Origin of the sequence: Haematospirillum sp. H1815, assembly GCF_012102705.1 — a bacterium.
Classification (GTDB): Bacteria; Pseudomonadota; Alphaproteobacteria; order Rhodospirillales; family Rhodospirillaceae; genus Haematospirillum.
The window spans coordinates 39,260-60,734 of record NZ_JAAVTA010000009.1; the positions used below are offsets into that span (position 1 = coordinate 39,260).

The 21,475-nt window shown below is 57.9% G+C and carries 22 protein-coding genes and 1 riboswitch; of the genes, 18 read left to right on the forward strand and 4 right to left on the reverse strand.

The window, feature by feature from the left end; genetic code table 11:
• Positions 1-11: 11 nt before the first annotated feature.
• The 6 genes from rpsO to HEQ60_RS08290 all read left to right on the forward strand — a co-directional run bounded on the left by rpsO (position 12) and on the right by HEQ60_RS08290 (position 7,144).
• Positions 12-281 (forward strand): 30S ribosomal protein S15, encoded by a 270-nt coding sequence (gene rpsO / locus HEQ60_RS08265; protein WP_066133776.1) that lies wholly within the window; start codon positions 12-14, stop codon positions 279-281.
• Positions 282-529: 248 nt separating this feature from the next.
• Entirely contained in the window at positions 530-2,662 is a 2,133-nt protein-coding gene (gene pnp, locus HEQ60_RS08270; RefSeq protein ID WP_168071252.1) for a polyribonucleotide nucleotidyltransferase, read from the forward strand.
• Positions 2,663-2,753: 91 nt separating this feature from the next.
• A complete protein-coding gene (locus tag HEQ60_RS08275; protein WP_168071253.1) occupies positions 2,754-3,521 on the forward strand; it encodes a glycerophosphoryl diester phosphodiesterase in 768 nt (255 codons plus the stop codon).
• A 194-nt stretch (positions 3,522-3,715) separates the two neighbouring features.
• Entirely contained in the window at positions 3,716-5,116 is a 1,401-nt protein-coding gene (locus HEQ60_RS08280) for an NAD(P)H-dependent flavin oxidoreductase (RefSeq protein WP_168071254.1), read from the forward strand.
• A gap of 71 nt (positions 5,117-5,187) precedes the next feature.
• Positions 5,188-5,613 carry an iron response transcriptional regulator IrrA gene (irrA, locus tag HEQ60_RS08285; protein ID WP_168071290.1) on the forward strand — a complete coding sequence of 142 codons (426 nt, stop codon included), beginning with the start codon at positions 5,188-5,190 and terminating at the stop codon, positions 5,611-5,613.
• Positions 5,614-5,767: 154 nt separating this feature from the next.
• On the forward strand, positions 5,768-7,144 hold the full coding sequence (locus tag HEQ60_RS08290; RefSeq protein ID WP_168071255.1) for an MATE family efflux transporter: 1,377 nt from the start codon (positions 5,768-5,770) through the stop codon (positions 7,142-7,144).
• A 40-nt stretch (positions 7,145-7,184) separates the two neighbouring features.
• Here HEQ60_RS08290 and thiC read toward each other — a convergent pair whose 3' ends face one another.
• Together thiC and HEQ60_RS08300 are read right to left on the reverse strand one after the other, a co-directional pair.
• Positions 7,185-9,014: a phosphomethylpyrimidine synthase ThiC gene (thiC, locus tag HEQ60_RS08295; protein WP_168071256.1), complete on the reverse strand. Its 1,830-nt coding sequence runs from the start codon at positions 9,012-9,014 to the stop codon at positions 7,185-7,187.
• Positions 9,015-9,087: 73 nt separating this feature from the next.
• Positions 9,088-9,217: riboswitch (TPP riboswitch) on the reverse strand.
• 46 nt (positions 9,218-9,263) lie between these two features.
• A complete protein-coding gene (locus HEQ60_RS08300; RefSeq protein WP_168071257.1) occupies positions 9,264-9,740 on the reverse strand; it encodes a DUF983 domain-containing protein in 477 nt (158 codons plus the stop codon).
• 183 nt (positions 9,741-9,923) lie between these two features.
• Here HEQ60_RS08300 and coaBC point away from each other — a divergent pair, with 183 nt between their 5' ends.
• The 5 genes from coaBC (at position 9,924) to HEQ60_RS08325 (ending at position 14,013) form a co-directional block, all read left to right on the forward strand.
• Entirely contained in the window at positions 9,924-11,195 is a 1,272-nt protein-coding gene (gene coaBC / locus HEQ60_RS08305) for a bifunctional phosphopantothenoylcysteine decarboxylase/phosphopantothenate--cysteine ligase CoaBC (RefSeq protein ID WP_168071258.1), read from the forward strand.
• A gap of 2 nt (positions 11,196-11,197) precedes the next feature.
• Positions 11,198-11,692, forward strand: a complete 495-nt coding sequence (gene dut, locus HEQ60_RS08310) for a dUTP diphosphatase (RefSeq protein WP_168071259.1) — start codon at positions 11,198-11,200, stop codon at positions 11,690-11,692.
• The gene (locus HEQ60_RS08315) at positions 11,686-12,138 is read left to right on the forward strand and encodes an RrF2 family transcriptional regulator (RefSeq protein ID WP_168071260.1); all 453 of its coding nucleotides are present in this window, start codon (positions 11,686-11,688) and stop codon (positions 12,136-12,138) included. The genes dut and HEQ60_RS08315 overlap by 7 nt, the downstream gene beginning before the upstream one ends.
• Positions 12,139-12,186: 48 nt before the next feature.
• Positions 12,187-13,146, forward strand: a complete 960-nt coding sequence (gene cysK, locus HEQ60_RS08320) for a cysteine synthase A (RefSeq protein WP_168071261.1) — start codon at positions 12,187-12,189, stop codon at positions 13,144-13,146.
• Between the two features lie 84 nt (positions 13,147-13,230).
• Entirely contained in the window at positions 13,231-14,013 is a 783-nt protein-coding gene (locus HEQ60_RS08325) for a HesA/MoeB/ThiF family protein (protein WP_168071262.1), read from the forward strand.
• A gap of 11 nt (positions 14,014-14,024) precedes the next feature.
• On the opposite strand, the gene HEQ60_RS08330 is transcribed toward HEQ60_RS08325, so the two are convergent.
• Positions 14,025-15,374 carry a penicillin-binding protein activator gene (locus HEQ60_RS08330; protein WP_168071263.1) on the reverse strand — a complete coding sequence of 450 codons (1,350 nt, stop codon included), beginning with the start codon at positions 15,372-15,374 and terminating at the stop codon, positions 14,025-14,027.
• 95 nt (positions 15,375-15,469) lie between these two features.
• On the opposite strand from HEQ60_RS08330, the gene rsmI reads away from it, so the two are divergent.
• From rsmI to HEQ60_RS08365, 7 genes are all read left to right on the forward strand, one after another.
• On the forward strand, positions 15,470-16,309 hold the full coding sequence (gene rsmI, locus HEQ60_RS08335) for a 16S rRNA (cytidine(1402)-2'-O)-methyltransferase (protein ID WP_168071264.1): 840 nt from the start codon (positions 15,470-15,472) through the stop codon (positions 16,307-16,309).
• Complete coding sequence (locus HEQ60_RS08340; protein WP_322099319.1) at positions 16,302-16,679, forward strand: YraN family protein; 378 nt, start codon at positions 16,302-16,304, stop codon at positions 16,677-16,679. Before rsmI ends, HEQ60_RS08340 begins: the two co-directional genes overlap by 8 nt.
• A 32-nt stretch (positions 16,680-16,711) precedes the next feature.
• Positions 16,712-17,392: a BON domain-containing protein gene (locus HEQ60_RS08345; RefSeq protein ID WP_168071265.1), complete on the forward strand. Its 681-nt coding sequence runs from the start codon at positions 16,712-16,714 to the stop codon at positions 17,390-17,392.
• Positions 17,392-18,231: a SirB1 family protein gene (locus tag HEQ60_RS08350; RefSeq protein ID WP_168071266.1), complete on the forward strand. Its 840-nt coding sequence runs from the start codon at positions 17,392-17,394 to the stop codon at positions 18,229-18,231. Before HEQ60_RS08345 ends, HEQ60_RS08350 begins: the two co-directional genes overlap by 1 nt.
• A 66-nt stretch (positions 18,232-18,297) precedes the next feature.
• Positions 18,298-19,248: a glutathione synthase gene (gshB, locus tag HEQ60_RS08355; protein ID WP_168071267.1), complete on the forward strand. Its 951-nt coding sequence runs from the start codon at positions 18,298-18,300 to the stop codon at positions 19,246-19,248.
• A gap of 66 nt (positions 19,249-19,314) precedes the next feature.
• Positions 19,315-19,998 (forward strand): LysE family translocator, encoded by a 684-nt coding sequence (locus tag HEQ60_RS08360; RefSeq protein WP_245183854.1) that lies wholly within the window; start codon positions 19,315-19,317, stop codon positions 19,996-19,998.
• Positions 19,999-20,139: 141 nt separating this feature from the next.
• Positions 20,140-20,400, forward strand: a complete 261-nt coding sequence (locus HEQ60_RS08365) for an usg protein (RefSeq protein ID WP_167805532.1) — start codon at positions 20,140-20,142, stop codon at positions 20,398-20,400.
• Between the two features lie 6 nt (positions 20,401-20,406).
• On the opposite strand, the gene HEQ60_RS08370 is transcribed toward HEQ60_RS08365, so the two are convergent.
• A complete protein-coding gene (locus tag HEQ60_RS08370; protein WP_168071268.1) occupies positions 20,407-21,435 on the reverse strand; it encodes an NAD(P)/FAD-dependent oxidoreductase in 1,029 nt (342 codons plus the stop codon).
• Between the last annotated feature and the right edge of the window lie 40 nt (positions 21,436-21,475).

Sequence of the window (21,475 nt, forward strand, 5' to 3'; positions counted from 1 at the left end):
GGAGTCATTTGATGTCGATCACTGCTGTGCGTAAACAGGAATTGATCAAGGATTTTGCCACCAAAGAAGGCGATACCGGTTCCCCCGAGGTTCAGGTTGCCATTCTTACCGAGCGGATCCGTAATCTGACCGAGCATTTCAAGACCCACAAGAAGGACAATCACTCCCGCCGTGGGCTCCTGATGTTGGTCAGCAGCCGCCGCAGCTTGCTGGACTATCTCAAGAAGAAAGACCAGAAGCGTTATGAAGGTCTGATTCAGCGCCTTGATATCCGCAAGTAAGCGACCTTTTAAAGGGGGGTGCATACAGCATCCCCTTTTTTATGGCCTGAACGGGGCAGTATTTTTGCCCTTACCCCTGTTTTTCGCATGATTGCCGGGGCAATTGGCCTTATATTCATCCGATGATTTGAAGAGAACAAGGCCGGAACCGGGCGGTTGCGGGGGTCTCCTTTTGTGCAGAGTAGGTCTGCCGGGGACTTCCGTGCCGAAATTGGGGCACCGGTTTCAGACGTAAGGAAAGCAAACGCATGTCAATGTTCAAGGTGTATCGCAAGGAGATCCAGTTCGGTGGACGGCCCTTGGTTCTGGAAACCGGTCGTATCGCCCGTCAGGCCGATGGGGCTGTTCTGGTGACCTATGGCGAAACCTCTGTTTTGTGTACCGCTGTTGGGGCCAAGGCACCCAAGCCGGGCCAGGACTTTTTCCCGCTGACCGTGAACTATCAGGAAAAGAGCTTTGCCGCCGGCAAGATCCCGGGTGGTTTCTTCAAGCGTGAAGGGCGCCCGTCCGAGCGGGAAACACTGACCTCGCGTTTGATTGACCGTCCGATTCGTCCCCTGTTCCATGACGATTACAAGTGTGAGACACAGGTTGTTGCGACGGTTCTGTCCCATGATTTGGAAAACGAGCCGGATATCGTGTCCATGATCGGTGCTTCGGCGGCGCTGACCCTGTCGGGCCTGCCGTTCCTTGGGCCAATCGGTGCGGCGCGTGTGGGCTACATAAACGGCCAGTACGTTCTGAATCCGACGGTGTCAGCCCAGAAGGACAGCGTTCTGGATCTGGTGGTGGCCGGTACCTCTGAAGGGGTGCTTATGGTTGAGTCCGAGGCTCAGGAACTGTCTGAAGACATTATGCTGGGTGCTGTTGCCTTCGGTCATAAAGCCTGCCAAGCTGTTATCGATGCCATAATTGACTTGGCTGAGCAGTGCGCCCGCGAGCCTCGTGATCTGCCGCCATCCTCGCCGGAAAAGGCATCGGTAAGCGCCCTGTTTGAAACGTTCCGCAAGGATCTGGAGACGGCCTATCGCATTCCTGCCAAGGCTGCGCGCCAAGATGCGGTTTCTGCTGTGAAGGAGAAAGCTTTCGCTGCCTTGGATTCCTCCAACGAGGCAGCGCTTCAGGTAGCCCCTGAAGTGTTCAAGGTGCTGGAAGCTGATGTTGTCCGCTCCAATATCCTGAATACCGGTGTGCGTATCGACGGGCGTGATACCCGTACTGTCCGTGCGATTGAGTCAATGGTTGGTATCCTGCCGCGCACGCATGGATCGGCTCTGTTTACCCGCGGTGAAACCCAGGCTCTGGTTGTTGCCACGTTGGGCACCGGGCAGGACGAGCAGGTCATTGATGCCTTGGGTGGTGAATACCGTGAAAACTTTATGCTTCACTACAACTTCCCCCCTTACTCTGTCGGGGAAGCGGGTCGCATGGGGTCGCCCGGTCGTCGTGAAATCGGCCATGGGAAACTGGCGTGGCGTGCGGTTCATCCCATGCTGCCGGACCGTGATGCCTTCCCTTATACCATTCGCGTTGTGTCGGAGGTGACAGAGTCCAACGGTTCGTCATCGATGGCCACGGTATGCGGTTCGTCTCTGGCCCTTATGGATGCCGGTGTTCCGCTGAAGCGTCCGGTTGCCGGTATTGCTATGGGGTTGATCAAAGAAGGCGAGCGTTTTGCTGTGCTGTCCGACATTCTTGGTGATGAAGATCACCTGGGTGACATGGACTTCAAGGTTGCCGGGACTGATCAGGGTGTGACATCCCTGCAGATGGACATCAAGATTACGTCCATTACCCGCGATATTATGGAAATTGCCCTGCGTCAGGCCCGCGAAGGGCGTCTGCATATTCTGGGCGAGATGTCGAGGGCGCTTGGCACGGCACGGAGCGAGGTTTCCTCGACCGCTCCGCGTATCACCACCCTTAAAATTGATGCCGGCAAGATTCGTGATGTCATTGGGTCTGGTGGCAAGGTTATCCGCGAGATTACCGAGCAGACAGGCACCAAGATCGACATTGATGATGACGGAACCATCAAGATTGCAGCGGTTGACAATGAGGCAGCCCAGAAGGCCGTCAACTGGATCCGTGGTATTGTTGCAGAGCCCGAGCTTGGCGAGATTTACCAGGGCAAGGTGGTCAAGCTGATGGACTTTGGTGCGTTTGTTAACTTCCTTGGCAAGCGTGACGGGTTGGTTCATATCTCCGAGATGTCAGACCAACGCGGCAGCAAGCCATCTGACCATGTCAATCAGGGTGATTCGGTCTGGGTGAAGTGCATCGGCTTTGATGACCGTGGCAAGATCAAGCTGTCGATGAAGCAGGTTGATCAAGCAACAGGCACGGCCAAGGTGTGTGCGACGGAAGAAACGTCGGGCTGATTTGGTTTTCGTGTAACGGGGTGGGAAGGCTTCTGCGTTCCCACCCTTCTGCTTGTGGTCTAATCCGGGGGAGGGAGCTTTTGTCACAGCCATGATCCCTGTATCTTCTCCGGCATATGTTTTTCCCCGTGTTATCGGGCATCGGGGGGCCTGTGCCCTTGCCCCGGAAAACACCCTCGCCTCCATACGCCGTGCGGCGATTGACGGGGCTGGTATGGTCGAGCTTGATGTCAGGCTGACGGCCGATGGGCGCTGTGTGCTTTTGCATGACGATACCCTGGACCGGACAACAGACGGTTGCGGGCCGGTTTCTTTGGCATGCCTTGATCATCTTTCTGCTTTGGATGCGGGTCTTTGGTTCTCCTCCGATTTTCGGGGTGAGTCTGTTCCGACCCTGGAAGAGACTATTGATCTTCTTCTGGAGCTGGGAGTGGGCCTTAACCTGGAACTGAAGCCTTCTCCGGGTTATGAGGCTGACATGGTCCGGGCTGTTGTTTCTGTTCTGGAATCCATGTGGCCTTCCGATCGTTTATTGCCTCTTCTTTCTTCTTTTGACTGTACGATCCTGGAATATGCGTCTGATCTTGCGCCAAGCTGGCCTTTGGGATTGATTGCGGACCGTTTGCCGGATGACTGGCTGGCGCTGGCTCGTGACCTTGGGTTGAAGTCTGTCAATCTTGGGCATGAGGGGTTAGATATGGCGACGGTGCAAGCCGTTCGCAAGGCTGGGTATGAGGTCGCCATCTGGACGGTAAATGATCCGGTTCGTGCACAGGAGTTGCTTTGCAGCGGTGTCTCCGCCATCATCAGCGATGATCCGGGTACGCTTTTGCGTGCCGGGGTTGGGGTAAAGGGGTAGGGTCCCCTTGATTCCCCGTTATTCTCCCGGGTCAGTTCGGCTCAAGCGCCGTATGCGCTGTGGCCGGGTTGTTCCGACTTTATCATAACAAGGGACCACGAAGGCCCCTGGGTGTAGCGGTGTTGAATAACCGGACCGTCAAGGCATGCGATCTGTTTTCAGCCTGAAGCATCCGAAGCATGGGAGTAAGAACTGTGAAACCTGTAAACCCCGTTGTTATTTCGGGGCGTGAGGTTCATCCCGTTGTTGAGGGTGGCAAGGGCATTGCCGTTTCAACCGGAACCTCCGCCGGGGCTTTTGCCGCAGCCGGGGCGGTTGGCACCTTCTCTGGTGTCAACGCCGATTTCTACGACGAGAATGGGAAGCTTGTGCCTGCTGTCTACAGCGGGAAGACTCGTGCTGAACGTCACGAAGAACTGGTTGCAATGGGAATACGTGGTGCCGTTGCCCAGGCGCGTATAGCTCACGACATATCAGGTGGCCAAGGACGGCTGCACATGAATGTCCTGTGGGAAATGGGCGGGGCAGAGCGTATCCTGGAAGGGGCGCTGACTGGTGCGTCCGGCTTGATACACGGCGTAACGTGTGGTGCGGGTATGCCCTATCGGGTTGCTGAAATTGCCGCAGCCCACAAGGTCTGGTACTACCCGATTGTCTCGTCGGCCCGTGCGTTCCGGGCGCTGTGGAAGCGCAGCTATCACAAGATCCCTGAATGGCTTGGTGGTGTTGTTTACGAGGATCCGTGGCTTGCGGGTGGTCACAACGGTCTTTCCAATGTTGAAGATCCGCTGCAACCCCAGGATCCGTACCCCCGTGTACGGGAGCTGCGGGATATGATGCGTTCTCTTGGGGCTCCTGAAGTTCCGGTCTTCATGGCGGGTGGTGTCTGGTTCCTGCGGGAATGGGCGGACTGGCTTGACAATCCAGAGATCGGGCCGGTTGCATTCCAGTTCGGGACCCGGCCTCTATTGACACGTGAAAGCCCGATATCCGATGCTTGGAAGCGTCGCTTGCTGACCCTCAAGCAGGGCGATATCCTTTTGCATCGCTTCAGTCCAACGGGCTTTTATTCATCGGCTGTTCGCAATCCATTCCTGCAGGATCTGGAAGCGCGTAGTGGGCGGCAGATTTCTTATGCCCGTGAAGCTGCTGATGGACTCAGCGAGGCGGTTCAGGTCGGGGCCCGCGGGCGTGCCATTTATGTTGCGCCCCAGGATCGCGCCAAGGTTCTTGAATGGGTGGAGCAAGGCTTTACGCAGGGAATACGAACCCCTGATGCTACAATGGTTTTTGTGACCGAGTCGGATGCCCGGCAGATTATGACAGACCAGAAAAATTGTATGGGCTGCCTGTCCGCCTGCTCATTTTCCAACTGGTCCCAGCATGGCGACGGGTACTCAACGGGCAGGCCGGCAGACCCACGCAGCTTCTGTATCCAGAAAACCCTGCAGAGCATTGCTCATGGGGCAGACCCGGAACATGAGTTGATGTTTGCGGGGCATAATGCGTATCGTTTCGGGGAGGATCCGTTCTACCAGAATGGGTTCATACCAACAGTTTCCCAGCTTGTGGAACGGATCCTGGCTGGCGACTGATTGCAGACCTTCCGGTGCCGGGGTATATCCCGGTGCCGGAAGGGTTGCAGGATGTGGACGAGAGTAATGGCATGCCGATAAAAGCACAGACAGATCGCCCCTCCTTGTCAGAGCAGCTGCGGGCTGCAGGGCTTCGGCCGACCCGTCAGCGTCTGGCCCTTGCCCGGCTTCTGTTCGGAGATGGTTCCCGCCATCGTCATGTATCCGCCGAGGAGCTGCACACAGAAGCCATGGATCATCAGGTTCGTGTGTCCTTGGCAACGGTTTACAACACGTTGCACCAGTTCACGGATGCGGGGTTATTGCGGGAAATAACGGTTGAATCCGGACGGTCCTGTTTTGATACGAACACAGGCGCGCACCATCACTTCTATTTTGAACAGTCCGGTGAATTGCGCGACGTCCAGTGGGACCAGGTTGTGCTGGCCCAGCTGCCCGAACCGCCAGACGGGTGCCGTATTGTCGGTGTGGATGTTGTCATCCGGGTTACCGGTTGATGGTGCGGAAGTGGGTTCTTCTGTCTTTCCTGGTATGATGGATCGCTGAAGGCGTAGCATCCTGTCCGGGGCAATGAATGGCCCGGGGTGCTGTACATCAACACGGTTTCGTGGCACACGTACAACTCTTCAGATTAGTCCGGAGGGTGTCCGTATGCTGCCCGTATTGTGGCGGTCCGAGCTGGTTGCCACCACAGTTCTTGCCTGGCCCCTGATTCTGGGCGGGCTGGCCCAGGTTGTCATGGGCGCTGTGGATGTCATGATGATCGGACGCTTGGGGCCCGATGCTGTGGCGGCTTCTTCTCTTGCCACCAGCTTTCTCTGCCTGTCTCTTCCTGTCGGTTTTGGTCTTGGCGCTGCGGTCTCAGCCATGGCTGCCATTGCCTTGGGAAGGGGACTCCATCGCGTTCGTGAAACCCGAAGAACAGCGCGCCAAGCCTTCTGGATTATCGTGCTGTCTGTCATACCGGTCTGGTTCGGTATGAGTTACGCTGAAAACTTCTTCCTTGCCATCGGGCAGCAGCCACTATTGGCTGTGATGGCTGCGGACTATGTTCAGGTAAGCCTGTGGGGCATGTTGCCGCTGTGGGGCTTTCTGGTTCTGCGCTCCTTGTGTACGACCTTGGGGTATCCGCTTGTGTCCATGGTGGTGGCAGCGGTGGCTATTCCCCTGAATGCCGCACTCAACTGGATTCTGATCTATGGGAATGCAGGTTGTGAGTCGCTTGGTATCAAGGGGGCTGCCCTGGCGACGGTCACCGTGGATATTCTGATGTGCCTGGCGCTGTTTCTGTATGTTCTTGTTCATCCAAGGCTGCGGCGCTTTGGTTTGTTTGTTGATATCTGGAGGCATGACTGGTCTCGTTTCTTTGAACTACTCCGTTTTGCTGTGCCCGTTGTTGTTGCCTATGGCCTTGAGTTCTGTGCCTTTACAACAGCGACATTCATGATGGGCCTTGTGGGGCCGCTGGAGCTGGCGGCACATGCAATTGTTATAAATGTTACCACAGTTCTGTACATGGTGCCTGTGGGTTTGTCACAGGCGGCAACGGTTCGGGTTGGTCTGGCTCGTGGTGCCCTGAGTACAGCGGCCATAACCCGCGCCGGCTGGGTTCCCCTGTCCATGGGCATGGCTTTCATGGCCCTGTGTGCAGCGTGTGTTGTTCTGTTTCCCGATGTGATTGTGGCCCTGTTCATGGGGAAAAACACGCGCGGGTCGGAACAGGTTCTTGGCCTTGCAACGGCGTATTTGCAGATATGCGCCCTCTTCCAGATCTTTGACGGAATCCAGAGTGTTTCGTCGGGCGTTCTGCGTGGACTCAAGGATGCAATTGTCCCGATGATTTGCATGGGAACAGGGTTCTGGGTGCTTGGTCTTCCCCTTGCTGCCCTGATGGCGTTTCCCCTTGGCCTGGGGGGAGCCGGAATATGGTATGGGTTGGCAATTGGCTTGGGGTGTGTTGCCCTGATGCTGATGGTCCGCTGGATACGCCGGGACCGTTGGGCCATGCTGTGTGTGTCTGCACGCTGACGGGAAGGCTCCTGCTGTCCAGAGCCTTCCCCGCCTGACGTCAGCTGTCTGCCGGTGTGTACAGTTCCGCCCCATGTTCGCGGAATGTCTGGCTCATGGTCTGCATGCCCTGCTCGATCTCCCGTCGGGCTTCGTTGCGGATATCTTGTGTAATCTTCATCGAACAGAATTTCGGACCACACATGGAACAGAAGTGGGCTGTTTTGTGCGCTTCCTTCGGAAGAGTCTGGTCGTGGAACTCCTTTGCCTTTTCCGGGTCCAGAGACAGGTGGAACTGGTCCATCCAGCGAAATTCGAACCGTGCCCGTGACAGGGCGTCATCACGGACCCTGGCCGCCGGGTGGCCCTTGGCAAGGTCAGCCGCGTGTGCGGCTATACGATAGGTTACAACGCCGGAACGTACATCTTCACGGTCGGGTAGGCCAAGATGTTCCTTGGGGGTGACGTAACACAGCATGGATGTCCCGAACCAACCAATCATGGCAGCCCCGATGGCCGAGGTAATGTGGTCGTATCCGGGGGCAATATCGGTCACCAGGGGGCCAAGGGTATAGAACGGGGCATCGCCGCAGAACTGCTTCTGTTTGACCATGTTGTCCTGCACCTTGTGCATGGGCACATGACCGGGACCCTCGATCATGACTTGGACATCGTGGTCCCATGCAATGCGGGTCAGCTCGCCCAGTGTTTCCAGCTCTGCAAACTGGGCCCGGTCATTGGCATCGGCTGTTGATCCTGGACGCAGCCCGTCTCCGAGAGAGAACGACACGTCATAGGCTTTCATGATGGCACAGATGTCATCAAAATGTGTGTACAGGAAGTTCTCGCGGTGATGCGCCAGGCACCACTTTGCCATGATGGAACCACCCCGCGATACAATACCGGTAACGCGGTCAACGGTCATCGGGATGTAAGCCAAGCGTACGCCGGCGTGAATGGTGAAGTAGTCCACGCCCTGTTCGCATTGCTCGATCAGCGTATCGCGGAAAATATCCCAGGTCAGGTCTTCGGCAATGCCCCCTACTTTCTCCAGGGCCTGGTAGATAGGGACGGTTCCGATGGGAACCGGGCTGTTGCGCAGGATCCATTCGCGGATGTTGTGGATGTTGCGGCCGGTTGACAGGTCCATGACCGTATCGGCACCCCAGCGGATGGCCCAGACCAGCTTCTCCACTTCTTCGGCCACGCCCGATGTTACGGCAGAGTTACCGATGTTGGCGTTGATCTTGACCAGAAAGTTCCGCCCAATGGCCATTGGCTCCAGTTCGGTATGGTTGATGTTGGCCGGAATGATGGCCCGCCCTTCCGCAACTTCCTGCCGCACCCAGTCAGGCGTGATGTCATCGGGGATGGCGGAATCCCAGGGCACACCGTCACGGGGTCCAAGCCGGTCGATGGTTTCCCGGGCCTGCTGGCGCAACAGGTTCTCCCGGATGGCGACAAATTCCATTTCCGGGGTGATGATGCCGCGTCGGGCATAGTGCATCTGGGTGACGTTATGTCCGTTGCAGGCCCGACGGGGTGCCCGTTTGTGCGGAAACTCCGGCACACGGTGAATTCCGGCGGCATGCCCGTTGTCTTCGGGAAGGACAGATCTGCCGGGATAGCTTTCGGTATCCTTGCGGGCCTCGATCCAGCGGCTGCGGATATCGGGCAGGCCCTTGTCGATGGCAATCTGGATATCCGGATCGGTGTAGGGGCCCGATGTATCATACAAGCGTACCGGGGGTTCATGGCACGAGGGGTCGAGTGCGACTTCCCGAAATGGGATGCGGCTTCCCGATGGGCCAGGAACGTGGACTTTCCGGGACCCCGGGAGTGGTCCGACGGTAATGGCTGCGCTCTGGAAAGGTTGAAGGACAGAATTCATCAGGTCTCCCCCTGCGGATAGTTTCGGACATAACCGGATACACGCGAAGCAGGGGGGCACGGAAGCTGTGTCAGCTCCTTGCTGTTCCTGTCCCTCCGCCGGTATGACCCGGATCAGGTTCAAAGGGTTTCCGGCCAGTCAGCCAGATCTCAGCGCCTTGGCCCGGATGTGAAAAACGGACGGGGGCACCCCTCGGAACAGCGACAGGATGGCGGTCTGCCCTGCTTCTGTCAATCCCGACAACGGAATTCAGTGTTGATGCTCATCGCCCTGCAGGTTCAGCGACCACATCAAGCCAAGTACGGCGCCCTTGGCCCGGGGCAGGCCTGTGCGGACCATTTCGGCCCCGATCGGCATCCAGATCAGGAAGTGGGCCCAAAGGGGTGGCTCAAACAGTTTTTCCACGGAAATGACGGCGGGCAACAGAACATGTCCCAGAAAAAGAATGGTAACCCATGGGGCCACGTCGTCGGTTCGGATGTGGTCAAAGACTTCGCCACATCCGGTGCAAGCCGGAACAGCACCAAGATAGGATGCAAGCAGGGGATGGTTGCCGCAGCAAGGGCAACGCAGGTTCAGCCCCCGCCAGACAGAGCGCCACAGTGGACGCTGTGCGCGCAGTGTCCGGTTCTGGTGCTGGTGTTTCTCCCATTCCTTTTCCCAAGTGCTGGGTGTCGGCTTGCTGTTCGGGTCGACCGGGCCTTGTTCATGGCGTTCAGTGGGCATGGTGTGTTCTGGTGCTCCCGGTGGCATGAGAGTGGCGGGTTGCTACGGTTCGTTGCTGGTGGTGTTGCCCCCCGCTTTGCAGCATGCGCCCTGTTCCGGTTGGCGTGAAGGCGGAACAGCGGTTGAAACGGTGGTTAAAAGGCCGTATCTACAAGACGCACGTGTCTTTTCGGGGAGAGTGCCGTGGGCACACCAGAACAAACGGCCTGTGGTCGGCGCATTCTGCTTGTCCTGTCGGGCGGAATTGCAGCCTGTAAGGCACCAGAGCTGATACGGAGCCTGCGTGAGCGCGGGTTCTCTGTGCGGTGCGTGATGACCCAGGCAGCGGCCCAGTTTGTTACGCCACTCACCGTCTCTGCCCTTTCGGGTGACACGGTGTACCACGATTTATTTTCCCTGACAGATGAAGCCCAGATGGGTCATATCCGCTTGTCGCGGGAAGCAGACCTGGTTCTGGTCGCTCCCTGTACGGCAAGTTTGATGGCGCGCATGGCGACCGGTTTGGCCGATGATTTGGCGTCTACAGTTCTTCTGGCGACGGACAAGCCGGTCATGATTGCGCCAGCCATGAATACCAGGATGTGGGAACACCCGGCAACGCAGGCGAACCGCAGTACGCTTCTGGAGCGTGGGATCCGGGTTATTGAACCCGGTATCGGTGAACTGGCATGCGGGGAATATGGCGTTGGCCGCATGGCCGAAGTACCCGGAATTGTCGCGGCGGTGGAAGCTCATTTCCGGCTGCATGACACCAGGTCTGTTCTGTCTGGCCTGAGAGCCTTGGTGACCAGTGGGCCAACGATAGAGGCCATTGATCCGGTGCGTTTCATCAGCAACCATTCCTCCGGGCGTCAGGGCCATGCTGTCGCTGCGGCTCTGGCGGCGTTGGGGGCTGATGTGACCTTGGTCCACGGACCGGTCTCTCTTCCGGCCCCGCCCGGGGTATCCGCTGTGTCCGTCCAGTCTGCCCGCGAGATGTTGCAGGCCTGCCTGTCCGTTATCGAGGAGGGCAAGGTTGATGTTGCCGTTTGTGTGGCGGCTGTTGCAGACTGGTACGCACACTACACGCCGTCCAAAATCAAGAAGGGGCAGGCCCCTGCGCCGCTGTCCCTGACTTTGCACCCCAATCCGGATATTCTGGCGACCTTGTCCCGACCGGGTCCACATCGGCCACGTCTGGTAATCGGGTTTGCGGCTGAAACCGGTGATCTGGTTGAGCAGGCCCGCGCCAAGCGGCAGCGCAAGGGATGTGACTGGATATGTGCGAACGATGTCTCCCCGGGGACTGGTACGTTCGGGGGCATGCGCAATACCGTGTACCTTGTTACTGAAACAACCGAAGAATCCTGGCCTGACATGGACAAGACCGAGGTGGCGGCCCGTCTGGCCCGGTCTGTCGCCTCTGCCCTTGGTTATGCCCCATCTGTTTCCTCTGCTGCCGAGAAGGTTTCCTGATTATGACAACATCTGCTCCGACCATTCGTGTTTCTGTGGTTCGTTTGCCGCATGGATCCAACCTCCCATTACCGGCATGTGCGACAGAGCTGTCTGCCGGTATGGATATGTTTGCGGCTCTGGAGAGTGCTGTAACACTTGAACCCGGCAAGCGCGCCCTGGTGCCGACCGGTCTTGCGTTTGCGTTGCCGGCTGGCTTCGAGGCCCAGGTTCGCCCGCGTTCCGGGTTGGCGGCCAAACACGGCGTGACGGTTCTGAATACGCCGGGCACCATCGATGCCGACTATCGCGGCGAGGTAAAGGTTATTCTGGTCAATCTGGGTGATGAGCCTTTTGTTATTGAACACGGCATGCGTATTGCCCAGGTCATCTTTGCCCCTGTGACCCGTGCCGTATGGACCGAGGTTGAAACGCTTCCCGCGACAGGCCGAGGTGAAGGTGGTTTTGGGTCAACCGGTACCCGTGCACAGGAGGACAGGGTCGCTCTGTCGTGTTGAAGCCCTCGCGCAAGGCGTGGTTTGCCCTTGTGGCTGTTCTCGATATTGCTTGTCACGCGGGCGGGCAGCCTGTTCAAAGCCAGGATATCAATCACAGGCAGGGCATTCCCCGCCGTTATCTGGAAAAATCCCTGCAGCACCTGGTGCGTTCCGGTTTGCTGCAGGGGGTTCGTGGACCTCGTGGCGGGTATCGTCTGGCCCTTGAAAGGCGGCGTATTACGGTTGGTGCCATCCTGCGTGCTGTCCAGGAAATGGAAGAAGAAGGTACACACGATACTCTTCCGGATTCAGCCCTTGGGCAGATGGTGGTGCGCCCGCTCTGGGATGATATGCAGGATGCTTTGATGAAGCGCCTTGAGGCTGTTTCTATTGATGATTTGTGTTTGCTTGCGCGTCGGGAAGGTCTTTTCCCCGAGGCGGGACACGGTATCGATTTCACAATCTGACTTTTGTGATGACGATATCAGGGATATTGGACAGCAAGGGGGATGTTCATGACAGCAGTGACAGCTTCATTCCGTGGTCGTATTTACGACAGTATCCTCGATACAATTGGCGCCACGCCGCTGGTTCGTCTGAGGCGTCTGGCGGCTGATGCCGGTGTTCATGCCGATATTCTTGGCAAGTGTGAGTTCTTCAACCCTCTGGCATCTGTCAAGGACCGTATTGGCGTGTCGATGGTGGAAGCCTTGGAGGTTGAGGGTCATATCCGGAAGGGCACTGTTCTGATAGAGGCCACATCGGGCAATACGGGCATCGCCTTGGCTTTTGTTGCTGCGGCCAAGGGATATCCCCTGATTCTGACCATGCCCGACAGCATGTCCGTGGAGCGGCGCAAGATGTTGCGGCATCTGGGGGCTAAGCTGGAGCTGACACCAGCTGCAGAAGGAATGAAGCGGGCCATTGCCCGTGCGGTGGAGCTTCTGAAGGAAATCCCGGGATCTGTTATGCTGCGTCAGTTTGACAACCCAGCCAACCCTGCAGTACACCGGGCAACGACTGCCGAGGAAATCTGGGCTGATACGGCGGGTGAGGTGGATGTTGTTGTTTCCGGCATTGGAACCGGCGGGACCATAACCGGTGTCGGGGAGGTTCTGAAGGCCCGGCGTCCCGGGATCCATATCGTTGCGGTTGAACCGGAAGATAGCCCGGTCCTTTCAGGCGGTATGCCGGGTCCACACAAGATTCAGGGGATTGGTGCCGGCTTTGTGCCGTCTATCCTGAACACATCGGCTTATGATGAAATCCTGCAAATTGGTAACGAGACATCTTTTGCCATGGCGCGCAAGGTTGCCTGTCTGGAGGGGGTCCCCGTTGGTATTTCCGGTGGGGCCGCATTGGCTGCTGCGCTGGAAGTTGCAGCCCGCCCGGCTTTTTCCGGAAAAAAGATTGTCGTCATCCTGCCAAGCTTTGCCGAGCGTTACCTGTCAACAGCCTTGTTCGAGGACAGTTGATCCTCGACAGGGGCAGGACTCTGGGCCATATCTGTACCGGGCGTGTGTGCCCTTCCTTTTTCCTGCCGTTGTATGGTCCTTCTCATGGATTTTACCGAAGAACAGGTCCGTCGTTATGCCAGACACATCCTCCTGCCCCAGGTCGGGGCCAAGGGGCAGGATGCCCTTTTGTCATCCCGTGTCCTGGTGGTGGGAGCCGGGGGGCTTGGGTCTCCTGTTCTGATGTATCTGGCTGCCGCCGGTGTGGGGACGTTGGGGATTGTTGATGATGACCGGGTTGACCTGTCTAATCTTCAGCGTCAGATCGCCCATACAACAGACCGTGTCGGGGAGCACAAGGTTGACAGCGCGTACCGGACGATCCGGGACCTGAACCCGGATGTGAGGGTTGAAGCGGTTGCCGAACGGTTGCAGCCGGACAACGTTCAGGATCTGTTTTCCGGCTATGACCTGATTGCCGATTGTTCCGATAATTTTGAAACCCGTTTCCTGGTTAACGATACGGCTGTGCGTGGCGGCAAAACATTGGTCAGTGCTGCAGTGCTGCAGTTTCAAGGGCAGTTGTGGACAGTTCGCCCCGGTGGTGAAGGGCCGTGTTGCCGTTGTCTGTTCCGTGAGCCGCCCCCTGCCGGAGACGGTCCCTCCTGTGCCGAGGCCGGCATTCTGGGGGCTGTAGCAGGTGTGCTGGGAACGTTGCAGGCGACCGAAATTCTGAAAGAGCTTCTGGGGATTGGCGAAGGGTTGTGTGGCCGGGTCCTCGTCTATGATGCCCTGTCTGCCCGGATGAGAACAATCACGGCACATCGCGATCCGGAATGCCCGCTATGCCCGGAACCAGCTTCTGCCAATTTCGGGCTTGTTCCGTGATAGTGCCTGCCTCAGCTTCCCAGGCTTTTGCGGTTGAAGGTTCCCGGGGCCGGTGAAACAACCTGTGGCCCCGCTGGCTGGATTTCCATGACGGCCAGCCCACGCTCGACAATCCCGTCGGGGCGGAAGCGGAACAGGCCATCCCATCCTTCAAAGCCAGACGGATCTGTCAGTTTCTCGGGACGAAAGGCTTGCCCGGGGTGCGCTGCCATGGCGGATAGGCGTGCGGCCAGTGCGGTCAGATCGTAGCCCAGGCTGGCAATCTGGCTCGACGGCGGCTTGCCAAAGGCTTCCTGGTAGCGATTGATAAAAAGCCCCCGCGCTGCAGGAGGCGAAGCTGGATACCACGCCCCACGCAGGGCTGGGTCTGTCCGGGTGGTGCCTTCGTTCCACAGCATGGGGCCGATCATGCGAACGTTGGAGGATGTGACATCAACGCTGGCCAGAAGGGCAAGATCTTCCATCAGGTCTGTGCCCGAAGATGTCATCAGAAGGGCGTCGAACGGCAGGGCCCCGGCTGTTTCACGGATTTGTAGTGCGGCGGCAAGTTTTACGGATTCCGGATCGGTCTTGTTTTCCAGGCTCTTCAATTTTCGGTTTCGTTCGGCAACCCGGGCTTGGAAGGATGTCAGCGTGCTGATTCTGGATCGTGCATCTTCCCCCGTTGTGCGCAGCAGGGTATTGACCAGTGTGCCGCCCGCTTCCATGACAGCCTGCTCGTAGGCACCGGCCATTGCCCGTCCGAACGGTGTGTCGGTGGACAGGACCGCAAAGCGGGTCAAACCTTGTTCACGGGCGTAGGAAACAACGCGCGTGGCTTGTTCCCGAATCAGGAAGCCAGCAACATATATGCCGTGTTCAGCTGCTGTGGGGTCTGTCGTCAGGGTCAGGGCCGGTACGCCGGCACTTTGAACCTGTGGGGCAATGGCCTTGACTTCAGAGGAGAACAGGGGGCCGATCAGGATTGATGCCCCATCGGTAATCGCGCGTTCGGCAGCCCGTCTGGCACCGTCAGGTGTACCGGCTGTATCATAGGGATGCAGAGATGTTGAATCGCCGCCCATGTCAAACAGAGCCAGCTGGGCCGCATTGACAATGGACTCTCCGGTCTTTCCGGTTTCACCACTCAGGGGAACCAGAATGGCGACCTTTGTTTTTCCCTGGAGGAGATCCTGCCGGGTGACAGATTTTCCGCTCTCTGTCTGTGACGGGGTCTTCTCCCCGTGCGGTGGGGATGCTACGTCTATGCCTTTGCAACCGGCAACAAGGGCAAGGGTCAGGACGCTGGCCAGTGCTACAAGCCGCTTGAGACAGGCAGGATAACGTGAAACCCGACTCCCCGGGAAAGAAGAAAGGTGCACGGTTAACCTCCGGTGCCACTGGAAAAAGAGAAGGCCATGCTAGCGGTCATGATGCCGTTAGTAAACCTGTGCCGGAACGGACGCTGTCTGCCGGCTTGTATATTGTTGCCACACCGATCGGCAACATGGGCGATATTACGGAACGGGCCTGTCGTGTTCTGGCGTGCGCGGATGTTGTCGCGTGCGAGGATACCCGGGTAACCGGGGCCATGCTCAAGCGGCTGGGCATGTCTGTGCCTCTTCTTGCCTACCACGAACATAATGCGGATCGTGTGCGTCCGCAGCTTCTGGCTCGCGTAGCCGGTGGAGAGGCTGTTGTTCTTGTATCCGATGCCGGAACACCGCTGATTTCCGACCCCGGATACAAGTTGGTTCGCAGCGCTGCCGATGAGGGTCTGTCTGTCATTCCGGTTCCCGGTGCTTCGGCGTTGCTGACAGCGCTTATGGTTGCCGGCCTGCCGACGGACCGTTTTCTTTTTGCCGGTTTTCCGCCGTCCCGTTCAAAGGCAAGACGGGACCTGTTCGCTTCCCTGTCAGCGGTTCCGGCAACACTTGTTTTTTACGAGTCCGTTCATCGCTTGCCCGAAAGTCTGACTGACATGGCGGCTGTTCTGGGTGATCGCCCGGCCGCAGTCTGTCGTGAGCTGACAAAGCTGTATGAAGATGTACGGCGAGGGTCCCTGCCGGAGCTGTCTGCCCTGTATGAGCAGGAGGGGGCACCGCGTGGCGAGGTTGTGGTGGTTATAGGGCCTCCGTCCGACACCGGCGATCCTGTCTCCACAGACGATATCGATGCCCTTTTGCGGCAGTCGTTGCAAACACTGTCGATACGGGATGCGGTGGCTCTGGTTGCGGGGCAGACCGGTGTAAAGAAGCGTGATGTCTATGCGCGGGCCTTGGAATTGACAACGCCGGGACACATGCGTGGTGACTGAGGGCTGTTCCGGGTCGTCAGTTCGTGGTCGTCAGGCCGAGCAGGTTGCGGCTGTGTTAATGGAGCTGATGGGCTGGCGCGTTCTGGGTCGGAATATCCGTGGTGAGCGTGGCAGCGGGGTCGGTGAGCTTGATTTGATTGTCTGCCGGAAGAACCTTGTTGCCTTTGTCGAGGTGAAAGCGAGGGATCACGTGCCGGATGCCCTGGAGGCGCTGTCATCCCGTCAGCGATGTCGTCTTGAACGTGCAGCAGAAATGTGGATGGCCTGTCGTGAAGATGTATCCTGTCATGGGATTCGCTTTGACGTTGTTGTTGTTCCGCGGTCCGGCTGCCCGCAGCATGTGCCCGATGCCTGGCGCCCTTGGGGGTAGTTTTTCATTCTCATTCGCTGCACAATGCCTGTATGAGGCAAAAAGCACGCGGGTATAACGGCTTGGTCCCGGTCTTTTTTCTCCTGCTTGCCCTGTTTTTGACACCGGGGTGTACGAAGCAGGGGGTTCTTGTTGGCGCGGCCTCGTCCCTTGTTTCTGCGGCGCGTGAAGAGCGCGGGATTGAAGGCGTTGCCACGGATGCCTGGATCTATACAGAGATCCAGCGTCTGTTTCTGGAGGAGGACCACGCGCTGATCACCGACATTGATGTAACAGTCTTCGAGCGCCGTGTGCTTCTGACCGGTATGACGGAAGATCCCAAAAAGGCCCGTGTTGCTGTGCGTCTGGCGGCATCACCCCGCCCGGTCATCGAGGTTATTGATCGTATCCGCCGCTTGTCTCCGGATGAGGATACCGAATACCTGCGCCCTGTCGTGACCTTGAGAGATACGCTGATTGCGGCCGAGATCCGTTCTGCACTCATGTTTGATGCCCAGATCCGCGCTATCAATTTTTCGGTCGATGTTGTGGATCGCGTTGTCTACCTGATGGGTATTGCCCAGAATCAGGAAGAATTGTCCCGGGTCCTGGACTGGTGCCGTTCAGCAGGGTATGTGCGGGATGTGGTTAATCTTGCGGTGCTGCGTACGGACGGGCGTCGTCTTGCATCCGGAACCCGTCTGGCGACGGATTTCCCTGAGGGAGGACTTTGATGGCAAATCCGGTCACGGACCATATTCTCGACACCTTGTCTGCGGTCGATGATCGTGCACTGGACCTTGCCATGGCGGCTCTTGCCCTGGCAGACACGGCCCGGCCCGGCCGTTGCTTTGAGTCTTATGTCACCCATCTTGGTATACTGGTTGCTGAAGCCCTGCGTGAAGCTGGCCGGGTATCAATGCCCGAGGGTGCCCGTCGGCGGGGCGAGGTTCTGCGGTCTGTTCTGGTTGACCGCTGGCATTACCACGGTGATGTCGAAACGTACGAAGATCTGGATAATGCCGACCTGATGCAGGTGATAGACCGACGCAAAGGATTGCCGGTTACCTTGGGTATCCTGTATTTGCATGTGGCCCGCAAACTGGGTTGGGATGCCGATGGCTTGGCGTTCCCGGGGCACTTTCTGATCCGTGTGTGCGGTAATGCCGGGGACCGTATCATCATGGATCCATTCCACGATGGCGTCGAGATTTCGCCGGCTGATTTGCGAGCCTTGTACAAAAGCGTCAAGGGACAGGGGGCCGAGCTGGCCCCCGAGGCCTATGCCCCGGTGACCAACCGCGAGATCCTGTTGCGCTTGCAGGGGAACATCCGTTTGCGTGCCCTACAGGAAGGGGATTATCCAACAGCCTTGGCTGCGGTCCAGAGAATGCTGCTGATTGCTCCGTCCGATTTTCGTCTGTGGAGAGAAGGTGGCTTGATGCATATGCGTCTGGGTGATCTGGACAGTGCCCTGACGGCTCTGGAGCGTTATCTTGGCATTGCCCCTCCGGGACCGGATCGGGACAGTATTGCCCGTGTTATGGAAGAGTTGCGTCAGGGGCGGTCTTGAGCCGAGTATGGGGGCTCTTTTTACCGTGGACCCTTTTGCGGCCTTTTCAAAATGGATGTTGCCTACATGAGTCTTGCTGTTGCCGTTCAGATGGATCCGATGGAGTCTGTTTCCATCGATGGGGACACCACGTTTGCCCTGGCGGAATGCGCCCAGTCACGGGCGCATCGGCTGTGGCACTATCAGCCGCGTGATCTCAGCTTCCGTGATGGGGTGGTTACGGCCCGCGCCCGTGCCTTGACCGTGCGCCGCGAGCGGGGGAACCACTTTACCCTGGGGCCTGCCGAGACCCTGGACCTGTCTGCTGTGGATGTGGTTCTGCTGCGTCAGGATCCACCGTTTGACATGAGTTACATTACCAACACTCACTTACTGGAGAAAATTCATCCCCGCACCTTGGTCGTCAATGATCCGGTAGAGGTGCGCAATGCCCCGGAGAAACTGTTCCTGACCCGTTTCCCGGGGCTGATGCCGCCGACCCTTGTTTCTGCTGATCCAGATGCTATCCGGGCCTTCCGGGCCGAGCACCGGGACATTATTCTCAAGCCGCTGTATGGCAATGGCGGTGCAGGTGTCTTTCATCTGAAGCCTGATGACGAAAATCTGGGATCACTTCTGGACATGTTCTTCCAGCAATCCCGCGAGCCTTTGATGATCCAGCGCTACCTGCCCGAGGTACGAAAGGGCGACAAGCGTATTATTTTGGTGGATGGAAAGCCTGTTGGTGCCTTGAACCGTATCCCGGCTGATGGTGATGCCCGGTCCAACATGCATGCGGGAGGCAAGCCTGTTCCGGCTGAACTGACCCCGCGTGAAGAGTACATTTGTGCAACCATTGGACCAGAATTGAAATCACGGGGCCTGATTCTGGCCGGTATTGATGTGATCGGAGATTGGCTGACAGAGATCAACGTGACCAGCCCGACCGGTATCCAGGAGATTCGGCGTTTTGACGGGACAGATATCGCCTCTCTTGTCTGGGATGCCATTGAATCGCGCCGGATCCGGCCTGCTTGAGGTTCTGGCTGGTATTTCTTTTGACAACGTTCTGATTTTGCCTGTTTCCTGCAGGATGGGGCTGCTATGGTCCCGTTTCTTTTCGATTTGGGCAACAGCCCGTGTCTTTTACAGGAAGAATGGCGATCCCTGATGCTGTTTCTGGAAGGTATGATTGTTGGTTTCCTGATCGCAGCTCCGGTTGGACCCGTGGGGATCCTGTGCATCCGTCTGGCTTTGAATGACGGTCGCGCTGCCGCTTTTGTGGCTGGTCTCGGGGCTGCTGTGGCTGATACCTTCTATGGTGCCGTTGCTGGTTTCGGCTTGTCACTGGTTTCCGGCTTCCTGATGGAATACCGAGAGCCATTGTCTCTCGTCGGGGGGTCTGTTCTTCTGGCTCTGGGCATCAGGACATGGCGTCAGCCACCGCCGGAGTTGCGGGCTGAGTCCGGACTTCACCCCGGTCTCTGGCGTGACTTTACAGCCACATTGTTGCTGACCCTGACAAATCCAGCCACAATTCTGGCTTTTATGGCTGTTTTTGCCTCTCTTGGTTCGGTTCGGGCCGGTGAGAGCCCCGCCCGGGCCTTTACCCTTGTTGCAGGGGTTTTTGCCGGTTCTACCTTGTGGTGGTTTACGCTTTCGGCGCTGGCCGGGGCCGTTCGCCACCGCTTCAGTCCTGTATGGCTGACGCGGCTTAACCTTTGTGCCGGCGGGCTTTTGTTCCTGTCCGGTGTGGCAGCCCTGCTCAGTCTTTTCTATCTTGGCTAGTCCTTGCTGCCTGTCTTTTGGCAGCCAAGCTGGCTGAGTGCTGACAGATCAGACCATTGACTTTGCCGTTCTATCCGGAACAATGAATCCTGCGGCAGCGCGGGCCGCATGTGTGTCTTCCCACAGTACGGGAGGTTCTTCATGTCCCTGCGTCTTCAGCTTCAGGACTACCGGCTGACCACGGCGTTCATTTTGTATCACCTGCCAGACCATCCCTCTGTCCTGCAGGAGTTTGTCTGGCAGTTCTACGATGTTGCACCCCGCTACCCCGAACTCCACCGTTTCCTTCATTTTTGGGAGCGGGAGATCGAGGGGCGCCTCCATTCTGTCCGGGTTGCCGGCTGCGAGCTCATTACCCCGGGAGAATGGCGCGGCGTTGATGCGGAGTTGCGGCTGAACTGACCGCCCTCAGCTTCCTGCCAGTGCGGGGATTCCGCCGGATGTGGAATGCTGGAAGTGCAGTGCCTCACCGGGGAAGACCAGCGGATAAGCTGCATGCGCGGCTTGCGCGGCCTCGGCAAATCCGGTCAGGATCAGCTTCAGCTTGTGCGGATAACTGCAGACGTCGCCGACGGCGAAAATCCCCTCGATATTTGTTGCTGCTGTGGTCGGATCAATACGAACTGTATTGCGGTCCATGCCCAAGCCCCACTGAGCAATCGGGCCCAGCTCGGTTGCTAGGCCAAAGAACGGCAGCAACGCATCGGCTTCTAGGCTTCGGGTCTGTCCATCCATATCAACAACATCAACACGGTTGAGAACGCCGTTCTCTCCATGCAGGGCAGATAGTTGGCAGGGTACAACCAGATCAATGGCTCCGGTCTCTGCCAAAGCTTGCAGTCTGGCGGCGCTTTCCGGGGCGCAGCGGAATTTGGGCCGTCTGTGGACAACGTGGACGCGGGCGGCAATCTCTGACAGCGAGATAGCCCAGTCCACGGCAGAATCTCCTCCGCCGGCGATAACCACGCGCTTGTTCCGGAAGTGTTCCCGTTTAGCTACAAAGTAGAAAACGGAATGCCCCTCGTACTGCTCAATCCCTTCCAGGGGCGGACGATTGGGGCCAAAGGCCCCGGCACCGGCGGCTATAATCACCACGGCAGCACTGATCCGTGTCCCTTTGCTTGTGGTCGCCAGCCAGCGCCCGTTTTCCCCACGGGTCAGGCCGGTGACCTGTTGCCCCAGATGAAAGACAGGATTGAAGGGCGCGGCCTGCTGTTGCAGGTGATCAACAAGATCCCCGGCCATGACAGACGGGAAACCCGGGATGTCATAGATAGGCTTTTCCGGGTACAGCGCAGTGCACTGCCCGCCCACGGTATCCAGAACGTCCACAACATGACAGCGAATGCGGACCATACCGCACTGGAAGACGGTGAACAGACCAACAGGTCCGGCTCCTACGATCAGGGCATCTGTATGGTGTATGGTTTCGGTCATGAACAAGCCTGTCCTGGTGACATGCGGGAAAACGGGGGCG